The following is a 23633-nucleotide window of genomic DNA, read 5'->3' as shown; positions in this document are numbered from 1 at the left end:
TCCTCATTATTGAGCAACAGGTGTGGTATCGACCTCACTATTGTCGTCGATATTCACTCCATTATTCAATCTTTGTTGCAACATATGATCTTGGATATAGGCATTAATACGGCGACGCTGGTCGACAACCTGATCATTAGTATAACTTTGGTTCTGCTGTACGGCACCAGTTTGTAGGCTAACTGGAGATGCACTACCAATTAATGGGCGCGTATTAAGCACAGGCAACGGAGAGTTGTCCATTAATGTATCTTGGTTATAGTTTTGCACACCGACAACCGCAACCATAGCAACAGTAGCAGCAATAGCGTATTGGCCAAATTGCTTAAACAGTGGAATAACTTTACCACTCGATGTGCTTGTTGACGCCTTAGCTGCAATAGTTGGCTGAGGCGCAACAATTGCAGGCTCTTCATCAATAGCAGCCATAATGCTAGCGCTAAGATCCAAAGACATCGTCTTTGGCAGCTCACCACGCATCGCATCACCAATCATATGATAATCACGCCACTGCTCATGTGAATCTGCGTCAGCCGCTAATTCAGCTAACGTGTGCTCATCAATTTCACCATCGACAGCAGCAGATACCCATTCCTGACCTAATTTATCCATTATTCACCTATCTTTATTTAAGATGCTAACGTTCTAGCAACGGCTTAAGCTTTTTATCGATTGCTTCTCGTGCTCTGAAGATCCGCGATCTCACAGTGCCTACAGGGCAATCCATAACATTGGCTATCTCTTCGTAACTCATACCATCAAGTTCTCTGAGTGAAATAGCCATCTTCAATTCTTCTGGTAATGTGTCTAAGGTATCAAAAACAACCTTTTGAATTTCTTCTGACAATACGAGACGTTCTGGGGAGGCAAACTCCTTTAACGCATCACTGCCATCATAATATTCAGCTTCTTCAGCATCGACATCATTCGCTGGGGCGCGACGCCCTTGAGCGACCAGATGATTTTTCGCAGTATTAACTGCGATGCGGTACAACCAAGTATAAAACGCACTTTCACCACGAAAATTTGGTAGTGCACGGTAAGCTTTAATAAAAGCTTCCTGCGAAACATCTGCAACGTCGGCCTGATTTCGTACATAACGAGATATCAGATTGGCGACCTTGTTTTGATATTTTTGTACCAAAAGGTTAAAAGCGTTTTTGTCTCCACGCTGTACGCGCTCAACTAACTGTTGATCACTTATTTGTCCACTCATCCGAGCCGACTACTCCTAAATCTAATACTGATTTCTCAGCCGCTCGAATCATATTCACTTATGTAGACTAGCGCGTTTCAAAAAAGTTCTAAAAAATTTTGCAAAGATGTGATTTTCTTTTATGGAAGCAATGATTTTTTATATGCGACCTATGAAAGTATCCATATTCAGCGCCATGGTTTAACATAGTCGGACTCCCAGATAACTCTATGATACCTGATGAAACAAGTAGTTGAACACCAATCTGACGTTTTGGTTATCGGCAGTGGTGCTGCCGGTCTCACTTTAGCTTTGCATCTTGCTGAAAAATCAAAAGTTATTTTGCTTTCCAAAGGTCCACTTAGCGAAGGCTCTACCTATTATGCCCAAGGCGGTATCGCTTCAGTCTTTGACGAAGACGACACCATTGAGTCTCATGTTGCCGACACGCTCGTTGCCGGAGCAGGGCTTTGCGACGAGCCTGTCGTGAAATTTACAGCTGAAAATGCCAAAGCTGCAATGCAGTGGTTAATTAACTGCGGCGTCGCATTCGATAAAGAAGAAGTTCCTGCAGGCAGTACAGCTGAAGCGCCTTATCACTTGACTCGTGAAGGTGGCCATAGTCACCGACGCATTCTACATGCCGCCGATGCCACAGGCAAAGAGGTCCAAGTCACCCTGCAAGACCAGGCACGTAATCACCCGAATATTCGAGTGCTCGAACGTTATAATGCCATTGATTTAATTACCACCCGAAAATTAAGTCGCCCAGGAAATCGCGTGCAAGGTGCCTATATTTGGAACCGAGATGAAGAGCATGTTGAAACCGTTAAGGCACGATTTGTCGCGCTAGCAACTGGTGGCAGCTCTAAGGTTTACCAGTATACATCGAACCCTGATATCGCTTCAGGTGACGGCATTGCCATGGCATGGCGCTCAGGTTGTCGTGTCGCCAATATGGAATTTAACCAATTTCATCCAACTTGCCTCTATCATGCTGATGCGAGAAATTTCTTATTGACCGAAGCGCTGCGCGGCGAAGGCGCGTTTCTACGTCGCCCTGATGGCACCCGCTTTATGCCAGAATTTGATGAGCGCGCAGAGCTTGCACCGCGTGATATTGTTGCCCGTGCAATCGACTACGAGATGAAACGCTTAGGTTCAGATTGCGTTTATCTTGACATTACCCACAAGCCTGCTGATTTTATTATTAAGCACTTCCCAACTATCTATAAGCGCTGTTTAGAACTCGGTATCGATATCACCAAAGAGCCGATCCCTGTTGTACCTGCTGCGCATTATACCTGTGGCGGGGTAATGACAGACCTACATGGACAAACTGACCTTAATGGTTTGTACGCGATTGGCGAGGTCGCTTACACAGGACTTCACGGTGCTAACCGTCTGGCCAGCAACTCACTACTTGAGTGTTTGGTATTTGCTAGGGCCGCAGCAGAGGATATTGAAAGTCAGCTAGGTAAGATCCCGATGCCGGGCACTTTACCCGCTTGGGATGAAAGCCAAGTGTCTAATTCTGATGAAGAAGTGGTTATTGCCCATAACTGGCACGAGTTACGCTTATTTATGTGGGATTATGTCGGCATTGTTCGTTCTGATAAACGACTTGAGCGCGCATTACGCCGCTGTGTCATGTTGCAACAGGAAATTCAAGAGTATTACAGCAACTTTAGAGTCAGTAATAACTTGTTAGAGCTGCGTAACCTGGTCCAAGTTGCAGAGCTTATTATTCGCTGCGCTATGGAGCGTAAAGAAAGCCGGGGCTTGCATTACAACATAGATCATCCAAACAAGGATGCATCACCAAAACCAACGATTCTACAGCCCGATTAGCCCCAGTCGTTAACCCTTGCAGTCTATGTAATGCTAATAAAGCATTGCCGTTAACTATAGCGGTTAGCCTTTCACCTCTGACTGGCTAACTGAAGCAGACGACACAGATGTCGATAGTTTGTGTCGTCTAGCATATCCGCCCACACCACTAATCTTGTACTTCGCTTCGCGAAACTAATATCAAACATCACCGCAAAAGGCGTAATAACAGGTTTGCCTTTTACTACGAAACCTATGTTCCCCTCAAGTTTACCACCGCCGTCGGCTCTAAGAACAAAGCGACAACGCCACGTTTTTAAGCGCCATATCTGCCATATAAAGAAAATACAACATGCAATAAACAGCAATGCTTTGAGTAAGATATAAGAGATGTTTTCAGCGTAAGGCCAAATAAGAAAAGAGCTTAGACAAATAAGAGCAATAACGGCCAACGAGAGACGTTGACCGAAAGAGGTTCGAACATCAAAACTATGCTGCTGGACGTCCACGAACCCTAATAATCATTTCTGCAAACTCAGGATCATTGCACACTTCGTGGCCCATAAACCAAGCGAACAGCTCAGGATCTTCGCATTCGAGTAGTCTGACAAAAGTGTCTTTATCTTTGACCGACATAGCTTCATATTGCTGTTCAACAAAAGGTTGAAACAATACATCTAGCTCAAGCATACCTCTGCGGCACGCCCACTTAACTCTCGGTAATTTCATAGGTTCTTGGCTTGAATCAGACAAAGTAAAACTCCAATCTTTGATAGTGCCGCTAGTGTAACAGTTGCTTATAACGCTTGCCTAGCCTTAGTGTCGTAACTCAATAAACGTTTTACTTTTAGAGCCTTGCAGCTAGGCCATAACGTGAAAAAACCGTCCAATATAGCGTTAAACACTAGCCAATATTAATACCTTATAACTGCTGCACGGTCAGGTCATTACCTGCAAATAGATCGCTAAAGTCAGTCTCTAAAAGCCGCTTAACCGCTGGATGCTGGATCATTCTTTCTGCAAACATCACATGGTAAACCTCTTTAATTTCAGATGTTTCACCCAGCAGCGTCATACCGTGAGCTAATATATCTTGCTTATAAATTGACGGTGCTACAAATATTCCCTGCTTGAAAAAACCAAATGATTTCATCATGGCGGCATCATCAAATTCACCGAGAATACTCACATTAAGTGCTTTCTCGTCAAACCAACGCACTAATTGCTGCCCAAGAGAACTCCGTCTACCTGGGATCAATAACTTGCCTTGTTCTAAACATTGCGGAAAAGGCTTAGAGTAAGTTTCAGCGGAGAAAAATGCCACACCAGACTCACCTAGCTGCTTAGAGAAAATCTCAGGGTATTTAAGGCTTTCACCCGCACAATCCGATAGGATCATATCTAGTTTATGTTCGCGTAATCGTGCCATCAAGTCTTCGTGAGTCGACTCATAACACGCTAAATGCATTGAACCATCGCTGGGTACTACAGACAATAAGACTCGGCTGGTCAATGCTTTTGACAGCGCTGCAGCAATACCGACCTCAAACAAGATGTTCTCATCTTTTTGGTAGTTCAGCAGATCGAGCATCTCATAGCTTAAGCTAAACATTTTATCGGCATAACGAAATACCAACTCACCTAACTCTGTCGGCTCTAATGACCGTCCCACTCGCTTGAACAAGCTGCCATTAAGGCTAGCTTCCAATACACGTATTTGACCAGTAACCGTCTGCGGAGTTAAGCATAATGCCTCTGCAGCCTTAGCAACCGTGCCCTTTTTCTGGATCATCCAGAAGTAGTAAAGGTGATTGTAGTTTAGATTTGCCATGATTAACGCCACAGTATTGAAAATAAAAAAAGAGGCAACTTATTCAGTTGCCTCGTTAATTGACTGTGACTTATTTAAGACGCTGACAGTCCAATAAGCCTGACATAACACTCGTCAAATCATCAGTACGTTTTATTTCACCGCTTGAGAATGCTTCAGCTAATCCAGCAACAAGCGCATCACGGTCTGGGAGGTTATCCTCACAAAAGGTACGGTTAGCTTCCTGATAACGCTTACCACCTCGGTATTTAAGCGCGCGAGACTCGTAGCCATCACTTTCTAATCGTTTACCCACTGCCGCCCCTTTATACATCAAGGCTCCATCAACGACACCTTCAAGGTAGTTATGACAAACAACACTATTGATATCTTGATTACACACTTCAACCTGTGTTGCCGATGCCATTGAAGTAAAACCCAGACCAACGACTAATGCTAATAACCTTAATCTCATACTTTCTCTCCTTTTTCAGGTAGCACCTTAGATAACCAGAAATAACCTATGGTTGCAGATGCTAGTGATCCCAATAAAATCCCAAGTCTTGCATAGTCTCCGTACATTTGGCCCTCGCCAGTAAATGCAAGTGACGAGATAAACATAGACATAGTAAAACCAATACCACACATAACAGCTACAGGAGTAATATGTCTCCATCCCATGCCATCTGGTAATACTGCCAGTTTAAGTTTTACTGCTATGAAACTAAATAGCATGATACCTAATGGTTTACCGATCAGTAGTCCAAGTGCAATACCTAACGGAACAGGCGATAGTAACGAGCTCAAGCTCATGCCGCTTAAATCTACACCCGCATTTGCGAAGGCAAATATCGGCAAGATCATGAAGGTGCTCCATGGGTGCAACCCGTGCTCTAAACTCTCTGAAGGTGACGAACCATCTTTTGCACGAAGCGGAATACAGAATGCGATAATAACGCCAGCAAGTGTGGCATGAACGCCTGATTTTAATACTGCAATCCACAATATCAGACCGAGTATTCCATATGGCGCTAATGCTGTTACACCTTTAACGTTAAGCCCTATCAAACCTAAAATTGCAACCGCAGCAATGATTAAGCTAATTGTCGACAGGTCCGTACTGTAGAAAAGTGCGATAATCACAACAACACCAAGATCGTCGATAATTGCTAGCGCCAATAAAAACACTTTTAACGCAACAGGAACTCGACTACCCAATAGCGCCATAATACCTAATGCAAACGCAATATCAGTTGCGGCAGGAATTGCCCAGCCTACCTGAGTGATAGGGTCTGAATAATTGAATATTAGGTAAACAGCAGCAGGGAAAAGCATACCGCCAATTGCTGCAAACGTCGGCAAAGAAGCCTGCGCTCGACTCGATAATGCGCCTTCCAATAGCTCTCGCTTGACTTCCAAGCCTATAAGTAAAAAGAATATCGCCATCAGGCCATCGTTGATCCAATGGATCAGTGTTTTATCGATATCTAGGCTGCCAACACGGACTTGCATTTCTGTTTCCAGAAAGCCTTGGTACATACCTGATAAAGGTGAGTTCGCCAAAATCATCGCTAATGCGACGGAAACCATTAAAATAATGCCGCCTGCCGATTCCTGGCTTAAAAAATTCCTAATTGCCCGTTCCATTTATACGCTCCATAAAATCTCAATACTGCCGAGTGTAGCTGAATACGATTAACCTGAATAATCGTTTGCGCCAACTACTAACATCGGTATATCCGAAGTATTGATTTAAATCCTAATATGCATAAGTACCAAACATCAATAGAATAATCACGCTTTATAAAGCCACAATAACAATAAAGCGTTGGAGATCACACTTTTTTAGGAAGTAAAACGGTGATCTATATTACAAGCCTATTATTCACACAATATAACAATTTAAAAAACAAACTTTTGACGATTCGAAAATAACGAGTATTTACTCAATTTTTCGTCAGGTAAATGCTGAATAAAGACTTAATATAAGCTTAAACCACTAAGATAATAGTAATTTATTAGTAGAGAGTTTCAAGCGGAGTATAAAAGGGAGGTAGCAAATCCACTTTCAGTGGTTTAATAAAATGTTAAAGCAAAAACTCGCCGTTAAGCGAGTTTATAGACGACCATGAATAGCAAAAATCTACACTGAAAATGGATAACTAATCGGTTCATGATGTTCATAACCCGTAACGTCAAAATCCTCCATTGTCACCCACGTTTCTAAATCTTCAAGTGACTTAATGTCCGGATTAATCACCAATTTCGGCGAAGCAAAAGGTTCACGTGTTAGTTGCACATTTTGCATCAGTTCTAGCTGATCTTCATAAATATGTGCGTTAACAATCTTATGGAATGCTTTGCCTGCTTTATAACCCGTAATTTGTGCCATCAAGGCTAGCAAGGTAAACACCTGAACTTGGTTAAAATTAAGGCCTAGCGGGACATCACAAGAGCGCTGAAAGCTGGTCAAATGAAGCGTATCACCAACTAAGGAAAAGTTATGAGTGTGCATGCAAGGTCTTAAACATCCCATGTGGAACTCACCAGGGTTGTAGAAGCTCAAGATCTCGCCTCTATCATCTATGCCTTTTGACAAATCATCAACAATTTTACGTAACTGATCGACAGTGCCACCATCTGGCTTACTCCAAGCACGGCCCTGCACGCCATAAACGCGCCCCATGTCATCAACGCCCTTACGATGAGGGTTGTTCAACCATGCTTGATTATCATTGGCATTAGCATCCCAGGTTTTTGCGCCAATTTTTCTAAAATCAGCAGCATTATCATATCCTCGGATATAACCCAGCAGCTCAGCAATTGCCGCTTTATAGAAACTTTTACGCGTAGTAATAAGTGGGAATTCATTTTTATCGACATGATAAACCAAATCAGCATTAATAACGGTAAGGCAACGCTTACCTGTACGGCTGTTTTCAACCCAAGTCCCTTCATCAATGATTCGCTGACAAAGATCTAAATACTGTTTCATGACTATCTACCTATAAAAAAAGATGCTGGGTTGTCTCCCAGCGCTAAACGAAGAAATACTACCGACATTTACCCAGTATAACATTATGCTAAAACAAGTTTCAGGCCCACAAGAGCAAGGAATACGGCAAAAAACTTCTTTAATTTTGCCGTAGGTAAATTAGTTGCGGCTCTTGCGCCCACAGGGGCCATCAACATCGATGTCGATACAATACCAATCAATGCCGGTAAATAGATATAACCTAAGGTCCATTCTGGTAAACCAGCAGCATCCCAACCTGCGAGTGTATATCCGATACTGCCAAATAATGCGATGAGTAAACCTGTTGCAGCAGAAAACCCAACCGCATTGCGCATTTGTAGCCCACACCAAGTTAAGAAGGGTACCAAAAGTACACCGCCACCAATTCCCATAAGCGCTGCGATAATAGCTATCGCGGTCGCTGCAAAGAACAAACTCATAGGCGATGGCATTGCTCGGTTTGATTCGGTCTTAAATGGAAAGGCCATCTGCACAGCCATCAAGATAACAAATACAGCAAATATTTGTTGCAGTGATTTCGCGGCAATCATTTCAGAAATAAAACCTGAACATAACGCGCCCAGCACAAAGCCTGGCAGCATAGACTTAAATAACGTCCAAGGAATATTACCCCTTTTATGATGCGCACGGGCAGATGAAAGCGAGGTAAGGATGATGGCCGCCAAAGAGGTTGCAATCGCGACATGGGGTAACTTTTCAGGTGTAATACCAACTTGGGGTAAAATATGCAGTAACGCAGGAACAGCAATCAGTCCACCGCCGATCCCGAGCAGCCCAGCCATAAAACCAATGCCTGCACCTAGCACTAAGCAAATACACAATATATATAGCCAGCTTTCCACAAGTACGACCTTTCGTTATTATTATTGATTAAGCTTAAATTATTCACTAACGGAATAACAAGTTATTGAGGCTTTTTAACTTATCACCGATAAAAGACCGCGTTGCTCACAATAATCACTGACTCGTTTTCTCACTTCATCGCCACTATTTAGGCATAATACTTTTGCTAATAATAAGCTTAACTCTTGCTGTGAAACACGTCTTAATAAGTAATTAATTCGCGCTAAACTAGCCTGATTCATACTTAATTGCTCATATCCCATAGCAACCAGCAAGATAGCACCAATAGGTTCACCCGCAAGCTCGCCGCAAACACTAATTGGCAGTTCGAGCTCATTACAGCGTTCGACTGCAAATTTGAGCGCTCTGAGAACGCCCGGGTGATAACTATCAAATAATGGGCTAACACTAGGGTTATTACGATCGACTGCTAATAGATACTGCGTTAAGTCATTGGAGCCTACTGAAACAAAATCTACCCGTTTAGCCACTTCATCTAACTGATATAGCAACACTGGAACTTCAAGCATGATGCCCACTTTCGGCATAGTGATCTGCTTACCAAGTTCTGAAGTCAGCTCCTGGCAAGCCTGTTCTAAATAGATCAAAGCTAAATCAATCTCTTCAAGATTACTGACCATTGGCAGCAAGATATGTAGCTGCTCAGTATCAATTGCCGCCTGTAGCATCGCTCTTAATTGAACTAGGAATAACTCAGGATGATCCAGCGATAATCGAATACCGCGCCACCCTAAAAACGGGTTATCCTCAATAATTGGGAAGTAATCTAGCGGCTTATCGCCACCCACATCCAATGTTCGCATCACCACAGGCTTATTACCGGCCGCCTTGAGAACCTTGCGATAAATTTCTAACTGCTCTATTTCACCAGGAAAGCACTGTTTGATCATAAACAGGATCTCAGTGCGATACAGTCCGATACCATCTGAGTCGGCGCCAGTTTCTGAATCAACGCTACTTAACAACCCGCTATTGATGTAAAGATAAATACGCTTACCATCAATTGTCACCGCTTTATGAGAGAGTTCTTGCGCGTATTGTCTTTGCTGCTCCTCTTGCGCCGCTATTAAGCTTCGATATTCAGACAGTACGATTCCTGATGGCTCAATAATGACCTGACCACGATTGGCGTTAATAATAATCTGCGACTTTTCTATATTGGCGCTTAATATGCCTTCAACACCAATAATCGCAGGTACTCCCATAGCCCTCGCTAAAATGGCCGCATGAGAGTTAGCACCGCCAAGCTCGGTGACGATCCCTGCTAATTTTTGTCTGGGAAACTCCGCTAATAAGGTGGTAGTGGCTTCACGAGTAATCAAGATCACTGGCGTTTGAGGCTCTAAAAAAATCTTATCCGGTTCAATTAACTGCCTCAGCACACGTTGGCCGAGATCTCTAATATCATTAGCGCGTTCTTTAAGGTAGAGGTCTGTCATCGAGCCGAAGTGTACGATGTAACGCTTGGAAACCAGACAAACTGCCGTTTCCGCGCTCCAGCCGGCTCTAACTTCTTTTATGTATTCTCCGCCTAAACTCGCTTTTTCAAGCAATAGCAGTAATGCCCTAAAAATCGAGGCAGCTTCTTCATCTTTTTCTCTATCGAAGCGTTGAGATAGCCCAACAAGCAGATCTTTGCACCGGTTCATTGCATCTTGAAGGCGCCTCTCCTCCTCATCAATTGATTTGGCCTGCCGCTCAACAAGATCAAATGAAATCTGTCCACCAAGCACCAAAGCTTGAGCTATCGCAATACCTTTGGAAGCCTGAGTGCCAGTGTAGTAACGCTGCTGCAAGTTAGTGGCAGATTTAACTCTATGAGTGACCCCCTTAATTGCAACGGCTAACTGAGCAGCTAGTGTCATCAAGAAGGCTTCTTCTCCTTCACTAAATTGACGAGCCTGCACTTGCTGAACCACGATAACGCCAATAACCGACTTTTGATAAACGATCGGCACAGCGAGAAAGGCGCTATAAGCTTCTTCTGAGACTTCTGGGAGTAATTTAAATCTTGGATGAGATGAGGCATCGGCTAAGTTAATAGCCTCTTCTCGCTGAGTAACTAAACCAACGAGACCTTGTGTAATGGGAATTTTTACGCGATTAACAGCTGTGGGCTCTAGGCCATCAGTTGCAGAAAGTACGAGTTGTTGTTCTTCTAATATATAGATAGAACAACACTCTGTAGCCATAGCTTGCTTGGTTTGCGTAACAAGCAGATCTAACGCGTTTTGAAGGTCGCGAGCTGACGCAACCGCCTGTGTTATATCTCTCAGTGTTTTTAGCACTACTGCAAACCTCCCTATTTAGCTTCTACGCATACCTCGTCTTCTATTGTTCGACTCTTTAACCTGCAAAGGTAAAGTGGTCACAGCAAACTCTTTCATGACTTTTCGGTAAACATCTCTTTTAAAAGAAACGACTTGTCTTACTGGGTACCAATAACTGACCCAACGCCAATCATCAAACTCTGGGTGACCACTGGCATTTAGGTCAATAGCACTTTCGGCACTTTTCAATTGTAGCAAAAACCATTTCTGTTTCTGCCCTATACACACGGGTTTACTATCTTGTCTGATTAACCGCTTAGGTAATCGGTAGCGTAACCATGATCGCGTAGATGTTAGAATTTGCACATGTTCTGGCTTTAATCCTACTTCTTCGTATAACTCACGATACATGGCTTCTTCTGCTGACTCTCCATCGTCAACGCCACCCTGAGGAAATTGCCAGGAATGTTGGCCAAAACGTCTTGCCCACATAACCTGCCCAAAGCGATTACAGATAATGATGCCCACATTTGCGCGAAAGCCGTCACTATCAATCACATGGACTCCGAACTATTAACTATTAATCTTTTGATTGTTTCACAAAGCGTGTCCGGCGGCAAATATCTGTTACACGCCAATCGTTGGATAAAATGACTTTTCTATCAACCTTATCAACAGAGAGCCAAATGAATAACTCATGATATCCACAAAAACTGTGGATATCTCTGTTGGAAACTCAATTAAAGTCTAATAACTTGCGCATTTACTATTGGTTTATTAATTTTACCTTAGGAGAAAAGCAAACAACAAGACACACAATAACAAAGACTTACACGGAGATATAAAAACCAAAACACTGGCGAAAGCTAAAAGCGGTCACTTTTTAACCAGCGCATTTAAATAGCTTGAATCGCTAGATAGCCGAAAGGTGTTATTCACAAGTGCAACCATTTTCCGTTTAAAAAAAGCAAAAAAACCGCCTTTTAATAGATTGACAGATCACTTTGATTGCAGTAGTTACTGAATAAATATAAGTTATCCAACAATTCTGTGGATAACTATGTTGGAAAAACAGGGAAAGCAGTGGTGTAACTTAGTAAAAACTCAAGTCCAGATATGAACAACAATAAAGTTCCCCATGCAATTCACTTACTTAGGTATAATTTCTACCGTTAGCGCCCAGTGTTTAACTAGCTGTTCGTTTTTCACTCTTATTTGATATAACTGACTATTTAGGTAAAATTATGCCTATGAAGAAATCACTTAGCTCCCCAGAAAGCATCGAAGAACTGATGCAACGCGCCGAAGCCATGGCAGGTTTAACCTTAGGCCAGCTTGCAAATTATCACGATATTGAGATGCCGAATGACTTAAAACGTCATAAAGGCTGGGTCGGACAACTAATTGAATTAGAGTTAGGTGCCTTAGCGGGCTCAAGGCCTGAACAAGACTTTGTTCATTTAGGCGTAGAGCTCAAGACGATTCCAGTCAACCGACAAGGAAAAGTGCTCGAAACGACTTATGTAACGGTAGCGCCACTGACCAATATACAAGGGTTAATGTGGGAAAATAGCGTGGTTTGCCATAAGCTCCAACAGGTATTGTGGATCCCTGTTCAAGGTGACCGAGAGATCCCCTTAGCCGAGCGCCAGATAGGCTCACCTATTTTATGGCAACCATCTAGTGAAGAGAGTGAACTCCTAAAACAAGACTGGGAGGAGATCATGGAGTTAATAGCAATGGGCCAAGTCGACAAAGTCACAGCTCGACATGGCGAAGTGCTACAGCTACGCCCTAAAGCCGCGAATAGTCAGGTCGTTACAGATAGCATTGGCCGTGATGGACAACTCACCCAAACCAACCCTAGAGGCTTTTATTTAAAGACCCAATTTACCCAAAAAATACTTTCACAGCTGCTTTAAGTCTTTTTTTGGCCAAAACTCACACTCATTTGACCTAGATCACAAATACTACTAGTCAAAGTAGGGGAATATTCTATAAAATAGCGCCTCCTAAAATCGTGTAGTATTTGGATACCCCCTTAATAGTGAAAGCACATATACAAGCGAAAAAATTAGCCTTTGCTATATTCGCTTGGACTTTGGCCATGGCGGCTTTCGTATTTTTTAGATACGCGCAAACTCCAGAACTTCCACAGTGGGCCATTGGCTCCGCTGATTTAGCCACGCTTTCAATTTATATGGGCCTGATTTTCGGCAGCCTTCACTGGATGTCGAACTTAATTGCAGATTTCAGTGCTATCAATCGCTTACCCTATGTTTTTTCGGTTGTTTTTAAAGGCCTGTTTTTATTGCTCGGCGCAACAACTTTGGCCTATATCACCCAATACCTCAACATGTGGGCCATTGAAAACCATATGACTACATTGCGCCAAATGTTAACAGCGCACATTCTTTATAGTCCTTCATTCCAGGCATTGATTGTCTATCTCGTTGTGGTGCGTGTCGGCCTAGCATTTATTGAGCAGATGGCACTATTAGTTGGCCCAAGAGTGCTACTTAATATTGGTTTAGGTAAATATCATAAGCCAAGATATGAACAGCGCTTATTTTTGTATTTAGATATGGTGGCATCAACCACTCATGCTGAATCACTTGGAGACTATCGTTTTAGCCGCTTAATCCAAGACAGTTTTAGTTTATTAGCCGATACGGTAACCAATAACGAGGCTGAAATTTATCGTTATATGGGGGATGCAGTTCTTATCCACTGGCCATTAAAAGACGGTATTAAAGAAGATCGATGCTTTAATATTTATCATGAGTTTAGTCAGCAACTCAGCTGGCAAAGACGCTACTTTGAAGAACAATATGGCTTTGTGCCTAAATTTAAGGCTGCGGCCCATTGCGGTCAAGTTGTTGCTGCCGTTGTAGGTGTGCAGAAGCAAGAGATTAGCTTCTTTAGCGATGTACTTAATACCTTAGCTCGGTTACAAGACCAATGTAACCCACTGGGTCAGCGAATGCTGATCTCTGGCTCGCTACAATCACGTCTTGAATATAGCGACTCACAGTACAACCTAAATAGCTTAGGACCAATCAAGTTAAAAGGTAAGCAACACTCCATCGAAGTCTTTGGTGTCACACCTAAACTCGCTAACTCTTAGCAATAAAAAATAGCAATAAAAAAGCCGATAATTTTATCGGCTTTATTATTTATACCAACGACCTATTTATCAGCTTGCTCTAATAACTTTTGGATCTCTAATCCTATCGTTCTAAAGGTCAAAATTCGGCTTGATGTTTGGCGCCAAACTAATCCGATGTCGCGGTAAGGCGTCTCACCAGGCGGGGCCATCGTCGTTAAGTCTGTGTTATTCAAAATCCCCGCATCGATTGCCATCTGCGGTAAGAATGTTGTGCCTAGTTTACAGTTCACCATCTGTACTAACGTGTGCAGGCTCGTCGCTGCAAATGGGTTGATTTTAATACTCTCACCTAATTGACAAGCCGAAATGGCATGGCCTGTAATACAGTGCTCTGCTTGCAGTAAAAAAATACTTTCATCCGGTAAATCTTGATAGTCGATGGGTTCATGGATCTCATCGCTCAAATCTTTATGCACTACCATTTTGAACGGATCAATACCAACCTTCATGCTATGAAAGCCACTCGTATCGACCGGAAGAGCCAGCAACAACAGATCGAGCTCACCTTTACCTAACGCGTCGATCAGACGATCGGTTGTGTCTTCTTTTAAGAATAGCGTTAAGTCTGGGTAAGCCTGCTTGCAATGTTGAACCACATTACTCAACAAAAAAGGCGCAATAGTAGGAATACAACCTAAGCGGATCTCACCAGTCATAGGCTCACCTTGATGCTTAACCAGTTCGACCAAATCATCAACATCAGTCAACAGCTTACGAGAGCGCATCACCACCTCTTCACCTATCGCGGTAAAGATAAATGACTTATGGTCACGCTCAATAAGCTGGTGACCTAACTGCTCTTCAAGGTTTTGAATGCCGCTAGACAAGGTCGATTGGCTGACATGGCATATTTTAGCGGCTCTGTTGAAGTTCTGTTCTTGGTGTAGATTCACCAGATAGAACAGATTCTTTAAACTTGGTAGATGTTTCATAAAATAGATTACCAGTGACATTATTTATCTAATCGTTCAATCTAACTCTACCATAAAACGCTAAGCCAACTCTGATTTAGAGCGGTTAGACTGTGAACTGAATCAAAAATGTACAAGATAATCTCTTGATACTGTTTAACGACAGATAAAAAAATAGCGCAGTGGATAATCCAAACTGCGCTATTAATATTGAAGCTAGGTTAATTTAAGCCTTAGACTCCAAGTATTCTTTTAATTGCTGCAAGTCTTTTGAAGCGTATGCAACAATTTCATTCAACCATGCTTGGTGCTCTTGTTCCCAAGATGCTTCTTCGCCATGTTGTAATAGCTGGGCATATTGCTGAATACGTTTAAGGCCAACTGAACCCGCTGCGCCTTTGAACTTATGCGCTTCGCTACAAAGCGTATCTTTATCGTTAGCTTCTTGTGCACTGACTAGGTTGCCAACGTACTCTGGCATCAGTTGTTCAAACAAGACGACGCTTTTAAGTAGCGTACCTGCACCAATTGCACTGCAGTATTGCTCCAGTGTATTAAGATCCAGAATTGATTCTAATTCAGCCGTTGCCATTTAGGCACCTCTCAAAATATTGCCATGTATACAAAAATACGAATTTACCACATAATACCCGCTAAAATCACCGGTGCAACAACTACTGTCACACGAGGTTAAATTTACACCGATTTTAACACTTTACCAACCTATCATTAAATAAAGTAACCTTGCGGCTACCTTGCCAATCTGATACTTGAACGTTTTTCGCACAAAGCTCCTAACAGTTTAAACGCTATTTTTCAAATAGGTACCTTGACCGCCTTTTGCCTTCAGATCATCAACAATTGCCACAAGACCATTCCAACGATAGGCACACCAGTCTGGTGCTAACAACATAGGTTTTTTGGCGTAAGCGGTAACTCGATGGAAGATCACCTCTTTGGGGGTCCAGCGTATCAGTTCTCCCACGCTAAAAGCATAGGTTTCAAGCTCAAGTAAACTCATCTTGTCGTTACGCCATGCTTTGGCCATGGTGCTGCCTTCCACAATATGCAGCGGGTGCAGCTTAATGCCATCAACGCCGACGGCTAACACCTTATTTAAGGTTTCAAGATAGTCTTTATGGCTTTCACCTGGCAGCCCCAAAATCAAATGAGTACATACCTTAATGCCTAAATGACGCGCGCGCTTAACTGTATCTTCATAGGCAGCGAAGTCGTGTCCGCGGTTAATTTTCTTTAGGGTGTTGTCATTAGCCGATTGCAGGCCTAATTCTAGCCATACATCAACGCCATCATTTTGATAGCCAACTAATAGCTCCAGTACGTCATCAGGAACGCAGTCAGGCCGAGTGCCGACACAGAGCCCAACAATATCACTATCTTGTATCGCTTCATCGTACTTTTGCTTTAATACTAGGTACTCATCATAAGTACTGGTATAGGCTTGAAAATATGCAATATATTTCGATGACTTAGATGATAAGCGCTCACGCCCCTGATTAAGTTGCTCTTGAATAGAAAGCTCTGTTTTATGTTCATGACTAAACGAAGCCACATTACAATAGGTACAACCGCCCTTACCCAAAGTGCCGTCACGATTTGGACAAGTGAACTTAGCATCAATAGTCAGCTTACGGATCCGCTCACCATATTTTTGTTTGCATACACCACCGAAGGTATTAACGTAACTATCCAGTCCCAACTGCTCTATCACCTTGCGAAAAAATTTGCGCTATTTTAACCAGTTCCACAATTCATTAATTAGCGCTAGCTCAAATAACCGTAAAGACCACGCTTTACTATTAATGATTTCTTTACGTTACTAACGACTGACCTTTACTACACTCATGTTTATTTATGCATAAATACTCACAAGTAAGAGTGGTTATCATTTCACTGTATGTGCAATAAAAATCACTTTACCGAAAACAGATACAATCAACACTTTAGTTACAAATAGGCGACTAGAAAAAACCGTAAATTTCAAAATCCTTTTTATTCATAACGTTATACGTGAAGATCTGCAGTTTACGTTAAGGTAAACCGATTAATACAGGTGTATTAAACATCAATTGCAAGTTACTTTTTATGCAATAATTTGGTTTGACCTTTAACCCGCTTGAGGTTAATTTGATTGATTCGGGTGCATATCTATAGAGATTTTTTGCTTTATCTCCCGAGTTGTATCAGTTGAGGTTAGGGAGTGTAGTAATGAGCTTATATCATCCAAGTTTTGAGCGGGACAATTGTGGATTTGGGTTAATAGCCCAGATGGACGGTGAAGCAAGCCACCGTATTGTACGTACCGCGATCCATGGCCTAGACCGAATGAAGCATCGTGGCGGTATTGCTGCTGATGGCCGCACTGGCGACGGCTGTGGTCTATTAATGCAATTACCAATTAACTTCTTTAAAGCGATAGCCGAAGAAAATGAATGGCATTTAAGCCGTCGTTTCGCCGTTGGCATGCTTTTCCTTAGTCAAGATACTATCTTAGCTTCGCAAACCAAGCAGCTACTTGAACAAGAACTCCAAAAGGAAACCTTAAGTGTTGCAGGGTGGCGAAATGTGCCAGTTAATGCCGACGTACTTGGACCAATTGGTAAAGCGAGTCAACCACAGATAGTTCAAGTATTGATTAACGCCCCCATTGGCTGGCGAGAAAAAGACTTAGAACGACGCTTATATATGGCAAGGCGGCGTGTAGAGCAACAGCTTACTCACGATAAAGACTTCTATGTAGCGAGTCTTTCAGGCCAGGTCATCGTCTATAAAGGTCTGATGATGCCTGCCGACCTGCCTGCTTTTTATAGTGACTTGGCAGATATCCGCCTCCAAAGTGCAATCTGCTTATTCCACCAGCGCTTTTCAACCAATACATCACCTAAATGGCCGCTGGCTCAGCCATTTAGATATTTAGCTCACAATGGCGAAATCAACACCATTACCGGTAACCGTCAATGGGCAAGAGCGCGTGCTTATAAGTTTCACGCACCATTACTACCTGATTTACAGCAGGCAGCACCTTTCGTAAATGAAACGGGTTCTGATTCATCATCTCTGGACAACATGTTAGAGATGCTACTTGCTGGCGGTATGGATTTATATCGCGCAATGCGTCTATTGATCCCACCAGCATGGCAAAGTAACCCTGAAATGGATGCAGAGTTAAAGGCCTTCTATGACTTTAACTCGATGCATATGGAGCCTTGGGATGGTCCTGCCGGTATCGTAATGACTAACGGCCGTCACGCGGCCTGTGCCGTTGACCGAAATGGCTTGCGCCCTTCGCGTTATGTCATCACTAAAGACCGTATACTAACCTTAGCCTCTGAAGTCGGCATTTGGGATTACGCTGCAGATGAAGTGATCGAGAAAGGTCGCGTAGGACCCGGTGAGTTGTTAGTACTCGACACCCTTAATGGGCAACTTTATTCATCGTTTGAAATTGATAACGACTTAAAGCGTCGCCACCCATACAAAGAGTGGATGGCTAAAAATAGTAAAGTGCTTAAACCTGCAGAAGATTTTGGACCGAACGATCAAGGTAGACGTGAATTTGATGATGCCCAGCTGCTGCAATATCAAAAACACTTTGGCTATTCTCGTGAAGAGTTAGAGCAAGTTATTTGGGTGCTAGCTCAAAAAGGTGAAGAAGCCACAGGCTCTATGGGCGATGACACGCCGATGGCAGTGTTGTCGAAAAAATCACGTACCCTTTATGACTATTTTCGCCAAAAGTTTGCCCAGGTAACCAACCCACCTATTGACCCGCTACGTGAAAAGCACGTGATGTCGTTAACCACTTGCGCGGGTCGTGAGCAAAACCTATTCAACGAGACCACAGGTCATGCCTACCGTGTGATGTTTAACTCGCCAGTGTTGCTATATAGCGACTTCAACCAGCTAATGGCACTCGATAGCACCTACTACCGTGCCAATACCGTCGATTTAAACTATGACCTCAGTGAAGGTTTAGAAGCGGCCGTTAAACGTATCTGTGATGAAGCTGAACGTTTAGCGCGATCGGGTACCACCTTATTAGTGCTTTCAGATCGTGCAACCGCTAAATCTAAGCAAGTGATCCCAGCTGCTATGGCGGTTGGTGCAGCACAGCAAGTGCTGGTTGATAATAGCCTTCGCTGTGACACCAACATCATTGTTGAAACCGCATCAGCCCGCGATCCTCATCACTTTGCAGTGCTGCTAGGCTTTGGCGCTACGGCTGTTTACCCCTACCTTGTGTATGAGTGCATCTCTGATCTAGCTAAGCGTAACGGTGTTGAAAATACCCGTGACTTGATGCTTAACTTCCGCCATGGCATAGACAAGGGTCTGCGTAAGATCATGTCTAAGATGGGCATTAGTACCGTCGCCTCTTACCGCTGCAGTAAACAATTTGAAGCAGTCGGTCTTGCAGATGAAGTCGTCGAGCTGTGTTTTAATGGCGTGATAAGCCGAATTCAAGGAGCGACGTTCGATTTAATCGAACAAGATCAGCAACTGCTACACAAAAATGCATTTAGAGCGCACCAGCCGTTGACCCAAGGCGGATTGCTCAAATATGTTGAGGGTGGCGAATACCATTGTTTTAACCCAGATGTGGTTAACACCTTACAAGCAAGCTTGAGAGATCAAGATTACCCAAGTTATAAACGTTTCACTGAACTTGTCGATAATCGCCCAATTGCAACATTGCGTGACTTAATTGAAGTCAAAGGTGAACTTGCCCCCGTTAAAATTGAACAAGTAGAAGCAGCTAAAACCCTATACCCACGTTTTGACAGCGCCGCAATGAGTATCGGAGCCCTAAGCCCTGAAGCTCATGAGGCACTAGCCGTTGCGATGAACCGCTTAGGCGGTCGCTCAAACTCCGGTGAAGGTGGAGAAGATCCACGCCGCTTCAATACCGAAGGTAACTCGGCAATTAAGCAGATTGCGTCGGGTCGATTTGGCGTAACGGCACATTATTTAGTCAATGCTGAAGTATTACAAATCAAGGTTGCTCAAGGTGCAAAACCAGGCGAAGGCGGACAACTTCCTGGCGATAAAGTCAGCGTTGAGATTGCCGCGCTACGTAATGCTCGCCCAGGTGTGACACTGATTTCACCACCACCGCATCATGACATCTACTCGATTGAAGACTTAGCTCAGCTGATTTTTGATTTGAAGCAAATCAATCCCAAAGCGCTAGTATCAGTCAAACTGGTATCTGAGCCCGGTGTCGGCACCATTGCCACCGGTGTCGCTAAAGCCTACGCCGATATGATTACCATTTCAGGGTACGACGGTGGTACTGGTGCCAGCCCTATCACCTCAGTAAAGTATGCCGGAAGCCCATGGGAGCTCGGTCTTGCCGAGGTACATCAGTCTCTGATCGCAAACGGTCTGCGTCATAAAATCCGCTTACAGGTGGATGGCGGCTTAAAAACCGGCAAGGACGTTATCAAAGCCGCACTGCTCGGCGCTGAAAGCTTTGGTTTTGGAACTGTGCCTATGATTGCTCTAGGTTGTAAATACCTACGTATTTGCCACCTCAACAACTGCGCGACGGGTGTCGCTACCCAAAATCCAAAACTGCGCAATGAGCATTACCATGGATTACCAGAACGCGTCATGACCTATTTTGAGTTTGTGGCACAGGAGATCCGTGAGTACATGGCGGCACTGGGTGTAACAGAGTTTGAAGAGATGGTAGGGCGCAGCGACTGGTTAGCAGCCATTGAGGGCGATACGGCTAAACAACAACATCTCGATTTAGCACCGATCCTATATCGCCCTAAGGTGCCAGAAAACTCAGCGGTTACATGGCGCGAAATCAATCCTCCATCAGACAAAGGTCAATTAAACCAACGTCTGGTCGCAGATTGTAAAGAGGCCGTATTAGCCGGTATATCCATTTGTGAGATGTTCAGCATCAACAATACCGACCGTTCTGTAGGAGCGAGCCTGTCAGGCTATATCGCAACCCACATTGGTAAAAGCGGCGCGAAAGCCCCTATCACCCTGAAATTTAACGGCAGCGCAGGCCAAAGCTTTGGAGTATGGAACGCACCGGGTCTTGAGCTAATGCTATGCGGTGATGCCAATGATTACGTCGGTAAAGGCATGTCTGGCGGTAAAATTTGTGTCTATCCACCACTGGGAAGCCCATTCAAGAGCGAGCGTTCGGCGATTTTAGGGAATACCTGTTTGTACGGTGCCTCTGGCGGCAAGTTATTCGCGTCAGGTAAAGCTGGCGAGCGTTTTGCGGTGCGTAACTCAGGTGCCATTGCCGTTGTCGAAGGCTTGGGTGATAACGGTTGTGAATACATGACTGGCGGCATTGTTGTTGTGCTCGGTAGAACCGGCGTTAACTTCGGTGCAGGTATGACCGGTGGGTTTGCCTATGTATTTGACCAATATGGTCACTTTAACCGCCGAGTCAATACCGAGATGGTCGATACACACAAAGTACAATCGCCAATACATCAGCAGCATCTACGCGATTTGATAGAGCAGCATGTAACAGAAACCAATAGCGATCATGCCAAGATGATCTTGAGCGATTTCGAAAACTGGCTAGATTGCTTCATTTTAGTGAAACCAAAAAGTGTTGCACTAGATGATCTATTAAAGTTAGCGCAATCAGAACCTGCACTTGCAGTCAGAGCGGGGTAAATAACATGAGCAATGATTTTCAGTTTCTTGAAGTTGGGCGTAAAGACCCAACTAAACATGCAGCTAAACAACGTGCAACGCAGTTTATTGAGATTTACCAGCCCTTTGCCCAACCACAGGTGAAAGAGCAAGCTGACCGCTGTTTAGATTGCGGTAACCCCTATTGTGAATGGAAATGCCCACTGCATAACTACATTCCCAACTGGCTGCAACTGGCCAAACAGGGACGTATTATGGAAGCGGCTGATTTGGTCCACGAGACCAACACCCTGCCCGAGATCTGCGGCCGAGTGTGCCCACAAGACAGGCTCTGTGAAGGGGCTTGTACCCTTAACGAAGAGTTTGGGGCTGTGACTATCGGTAATGTTGAAAAGTACATTACCGATACGGCCATCTCACAAGGCTGGCGCCCCGATATGTCAATGGTTACACCACGTAAAGAGCGAGTGGCAATTGTCGGCGCAGGACCTGCGGGTCTTGGCTGCGCCGATATTTTAGCTCGCAACGGTATTCAAGCTGTAGTGTTTGATAAAAACGTGCAGATTGGCGGCCTACTCACTTATGGAATTCCGTCATTTAAGCTCGATAAAGAGGTGATGCAAATTCGCCGCAATGTACTTGAGGGTATGGGCATCGAGTTTAAATTAGGTGTCACTGTAGGCAAAGATATCGACTTTAAGCAATTAATTGAACAGTACGACGCCGTATTTCTTGGCATGGGTACCTACACCGCCATGAAAGCCAATCTTGTCGGGGAAGATGCAAGTGGCGTACATCAGGCACTGCCTTACTTAATTGGTAATACCCATAATGTCATGGGGACTGAATGCTTAGATAATCCCTACCTCAGCCTAAAAGACAAACGCGTCGTCGTGCTAGGAGGTGGTGATACTGCAATGGACTGTGTACGCACTGCAGTACGTCAAGGTGCAACGCAAGTCATCTGTGCCTATCGCCGAGATGAGGAGAATATGCCCGGTTCTCGGCGTGAAGTGCAAAATGCTCGCGAAGAGGGTGTTGAGTTTCTGTTTAATCGTCAACCCAGTGAAATTAAAACCATCGACGGTAATGTGGTGGGAATCGAATTTATCGAGACCCAGCTCGGTGAAGCCGATGACAGTGGACGTCGCCGCCCAGAGCCTATAGCAGGCAGTGAACAGGTGCTTGATGCCGATGCCATCATTATCGCCTTTGGTTTCCAACCGAGCCCAGCAAAATGGCTTGATGACTACAACATTGAGCTTAATGACTGGGGCTTAGTCAAAGCGCCAAAAGTCGCCGATAATCCATTTCAAACCAGTAACCCTAAGGTGTTTGCTGGGGGCGACATGGTGCGCGGTTCTGACTTGGTCGTTACAGCTATCGCAGAGGGCCGTGATGCCGCCATGGGCATTTTAAATTACTTAGAAGACTAAATATCTAGAAGAGCACTATTACTTATAAGAGTAAATTACTTATAAGAGTAAATTACTTAAAAAGCTAAATCATCTTTAAAAATGATGGCTTAAAAGCCTCATGTATTTAAGAGATGTATACCTAGTTACTTGTAATTATGCGCTTATGATTGTGCGCTCCCAGTGGAGCGCCTTTTTTTGCCTGCTATTTTTAGCAGTCTGTTAATCTCTATCATTCTCAGCCCCGTCCAGTCCCACCAAAATCCTTATACGTTAAATAGCTACCAGAAAAGAGCACTATCAAAGCAAAGCGTCAAATTTATCAGCTTCACCACTTGCCCCAAACCAGGCGACTTTAATAACGATTACAGCTAAAACTAATTTTTATTCAAAATTAATTTTCAGCTCGTCTGACCTGTTTAAGCAAAATTAAAGCTGGTGATTTATCACTATATAAACAATAACTTGAGAGGAA

The 23633-nt window shown here is 43.8% G+C and carries 19 protein-coding genes; 5 read left to right on the top strand and 14 right to left on the bottom strand.

The genetic code is table 11. The features are described 5' to 3' along the window. Positions 1-6: 6 nt before the first annotated feature. Together ACVBJC_RS08360 and rpoE are read right to left on the bottom strand one after the other, a co-directional pair. Positions 7-612: a sigma-E factor negative regulatory protein gene (locus tag ACVBJC_RS08360; RefSeq protein ID WP_447160411.1), complete on the bottom strand. Its 606-nt coding sequence runs from the start codon at positions 610-612 to the stop codon at positions 7-9. Positions 613-637: 25 nt separating this feature from the next. Next, the gene (gene rpoE / locus ACVBJC_RS08355) at positions 638-1216 is read right to left on the bottom strand and encodes an RNA polymerase sigma factor RpoE (protein WP_012154289.1); all 579 of its coding nucleotides are present in this window, start codon (positions 1214-1216) and stop codon (positions 638-640) included. A 219-nt stretch (positions 1217-1435) separates the two neighbouring features. Between rpoE and nadB the strand changes: the two genes are divergently transcribed. Beyond that, positions 1436-3046, top strand: a complete 1611-nt coding sequence (nadB, locus tag ACVBJC_RS08350) for an L-aspartate oxidase (RefSeq protein WP_447160410.1) — start codon at positions 1436-1438, stop codon at positions 3044-3046. Between the two features lie 71 nt (positions 3047-3117). Here nadB and ACVBJC_RS08345 read toward each other — a convergent pair whose 3' ends face one another. From ACVBJC_RS08345 to rppH, 9 genes are all read right to left on the bottom strand, one after another. Next, positions 3118-3534 (bottom strand): protein YgfX, encoded by a 417-nt coding sequence (locus ACVBJC_RS08345; RefSeq protein WP_447160409.1) that lies wholly within the window; start codon positions 3532-3534, stop codon positions 3118-3120. After that, on the bottom strand, positions 3515-3754 hold the full coding sequence (locus tag ACVBJC_RS08340) for an FAD assembly factor SdhE (protein ID WP_447160515.1): 240 nt from the start codon (positions 3752-3754) through the stop codon (positions 3515-3517). The genes ACVBJC_RS08345 and ACVBJC_RS08340 overlap by 20 nt, the downstream gene beginning before the upstream one ends. Positions 3755-3947: 193 nt before the next feature. After that, a complete protein-coding gene (nhaR, locus tag ACVBJC_RS08335; protein WP_447160408.1) occupies positions 3948-4856 on the bottom strand; it encodes a transcriptional activator NhaR in 909 nt (302 codons plus the stop codon). Between the two features lie 70 nt (positions 4857-4926). Next, positions 4927-5310: a hypothetical protein gene (locus tag ACVBJC_RS08330; RefSeq protein WP_447160407.1), complete on the bottom strand. Its 384-nt coding sequence runs from the start codon at positions 5308-5310 to the stop codon at positions 4927-4929. Continuing rightward, complete coding sequence (gene nhaA / locus ACVBJC_RS08325; RefSeq protein ID WP_447160406.1) at positions 5307-6482, bottom strand: Na+/H+ antiporter NhaA; 1176 nt, start codon at positions 6480-6482, stop codon at positions 5307-5309. The genes ACVBJC_RS08330 and nhaA overlap by 4 nt, the downstream gene beginning before the upstream one ends. Positions 6483-6978: 496 nt before the next feature. Further along, the gene (locus ACVBJC_RS08320) at positions 6979-7830 is read right to left on the bottom strand and encodes a thymidylate synthase (RefSeq protein ID WP_447160405.1); all 852 of its coding nucleotides are present in this window, start codon (positions 7828-7830) and stop codon (positions 6979-6981) included. 83 nt (positions 7831-7913) lie between these two features. Then, on the bottom strand, positions 7914-8714 hold the full coding sequence (locus ACVBJC_RS08315; RefSeq protein WP_447160404.1) for a sulfite exporter TauE/SafE family protein: 801 nt from the start codon (positions 8712-8714) through the stop codon (positions 7914-7916). Between the two features lie 75 nt (positions 8715-8789). Further along, positions 8790-11024, bottom strand: a complete 2235-nt coding sequence (ptsP, locus tag ACVBJC_RS08310) for a phosphoenolpyruvate--protein phosphotransferase (RefSeq protein ID WP_447160403.1) — start codon at positions 11022-11024, stop codon at positions 8790-8792. 18 nt (positions 11025-11042) lie between these two features. Then, on the bottom strand, positions 11043-11564 hold the full coding sequence (gene rppH, locus ACVBJC_RS08305; RefSeq protein WP_447160402.1) for an RNA pyrophosphohydrolase: 522 nt from the start codon (positions 11562-11564) through the stop codon (positions 11043-11045). A 692-nt stretch (positions 11565-12256) separates the two neighbouring features. On the opposite strand from rppH, the gene mutH reads away from it, so the two are divergent. Together mutH and ACVBJC_RS08295 are read left to right on the top strand one after the other, a co-directional pair. After that, entirely contained in the window at positions 12257-12928 is a 672-nt protein-coding gene (gene mutH / locus ACVBJC_RS08300; RefSeq protein ID WP_447160514.1) for a DNA mismatch repair endonuclease MutH, read from the top strand. 125 nt (positions 12929-13053) lie between these two features. Beyond that, the gene (locus ACVBJC_RS08295) at positions 13054-14133 is read left to right on the top strand and encodes an adenylate/guanylate cyclase domain-containing protein (RefSeq protein WP_447160401.1); all 1080 of its coding nucleotides are present in this window, start codon (positions 13054-13056) and stop codon (positions 14131-14133) included. A gap of 62 nt (positions 14134-14195) precedes the next feature. Here the strand turns inward: ACVBJC_RS08295 and oxyR are convergent, their stop codons facing one another. The 3 genes from oxyR to ACVBJC_RS08280 all read right to left on the bottom strand — a co-directional run bounded on the left by oxyR (position 14196) and on the right by ACVBJC_RS08280 (position 16806). Then, positions 14196-15107: a hydrogen peroxide-inducible genes transcriptional activator OxyR gene (gene oxyR / locus ACVBJC_RS08290; RefSeq protein ID WP_447160513.1), complete on the bottom strand. Its 912-nt coding sequence runs from the start codon at positions 15105-15107 to the stop codon at positions 14196-14198. 205 nt (positions 15108-15312) lie between these two features. Beyond that, positions 15313-15678, bottom strand: a complete 366-nt coding sequence (locus ACVBJC_RS08285; protein ID WP_447160400.1) for an Hpt domain-containing protein — start codon at positions 15676-15678, stop codon at positions 15313-15315. A gap of 210 nt (positions 15679-15888) precedes the next feature. Next, a complete protein-coding gene (locus tag ACVBJC_RS08280) occupies positions 15889-16806 on the bottom strand; it encodes a TIGR01212 family radical SAM protein (protein ID WP_447160399.1) in 918 nt (305 codons plus the stop codon). Between the two features lie 509 nt (positions 16807-17315). Here ACVBJC_RS08280 and gltB point away from each other — a divergent pair. After that, a complete protein-coding gene (gene gltB / locus ACVBJC_RS08275) occupies positions 17316-21764 on the top strand; it encodes a glutamate synthase large subunit (RefSeq protein ID WP_447160398.1) in 4449 nt (1482 codons plus the stop codon). A 5-nt stretch (positions 21765-21769) separates the two neighbouring features. Beyond that, on the top strand, positions 21770-23179 hold the full coding sequence (locus tag ACVBJC_RS08270; protein WP_447160397.1) for an FAD-dependent oxidoreductase: 1410 nt from the start codon (positions 21770-21772) through the stop codon (positions 23177-23179). The last annotated feature ends 454 nt before the right edge of the window (positions 23180-23633 follow it).

The sequence above is a fragment of the Shewanella sp. 0m-6 genome (genome assembly GCF_052977325.1).
This window is presented reverse-complemented; position numbering and strand designations above follow the sequence as displayed.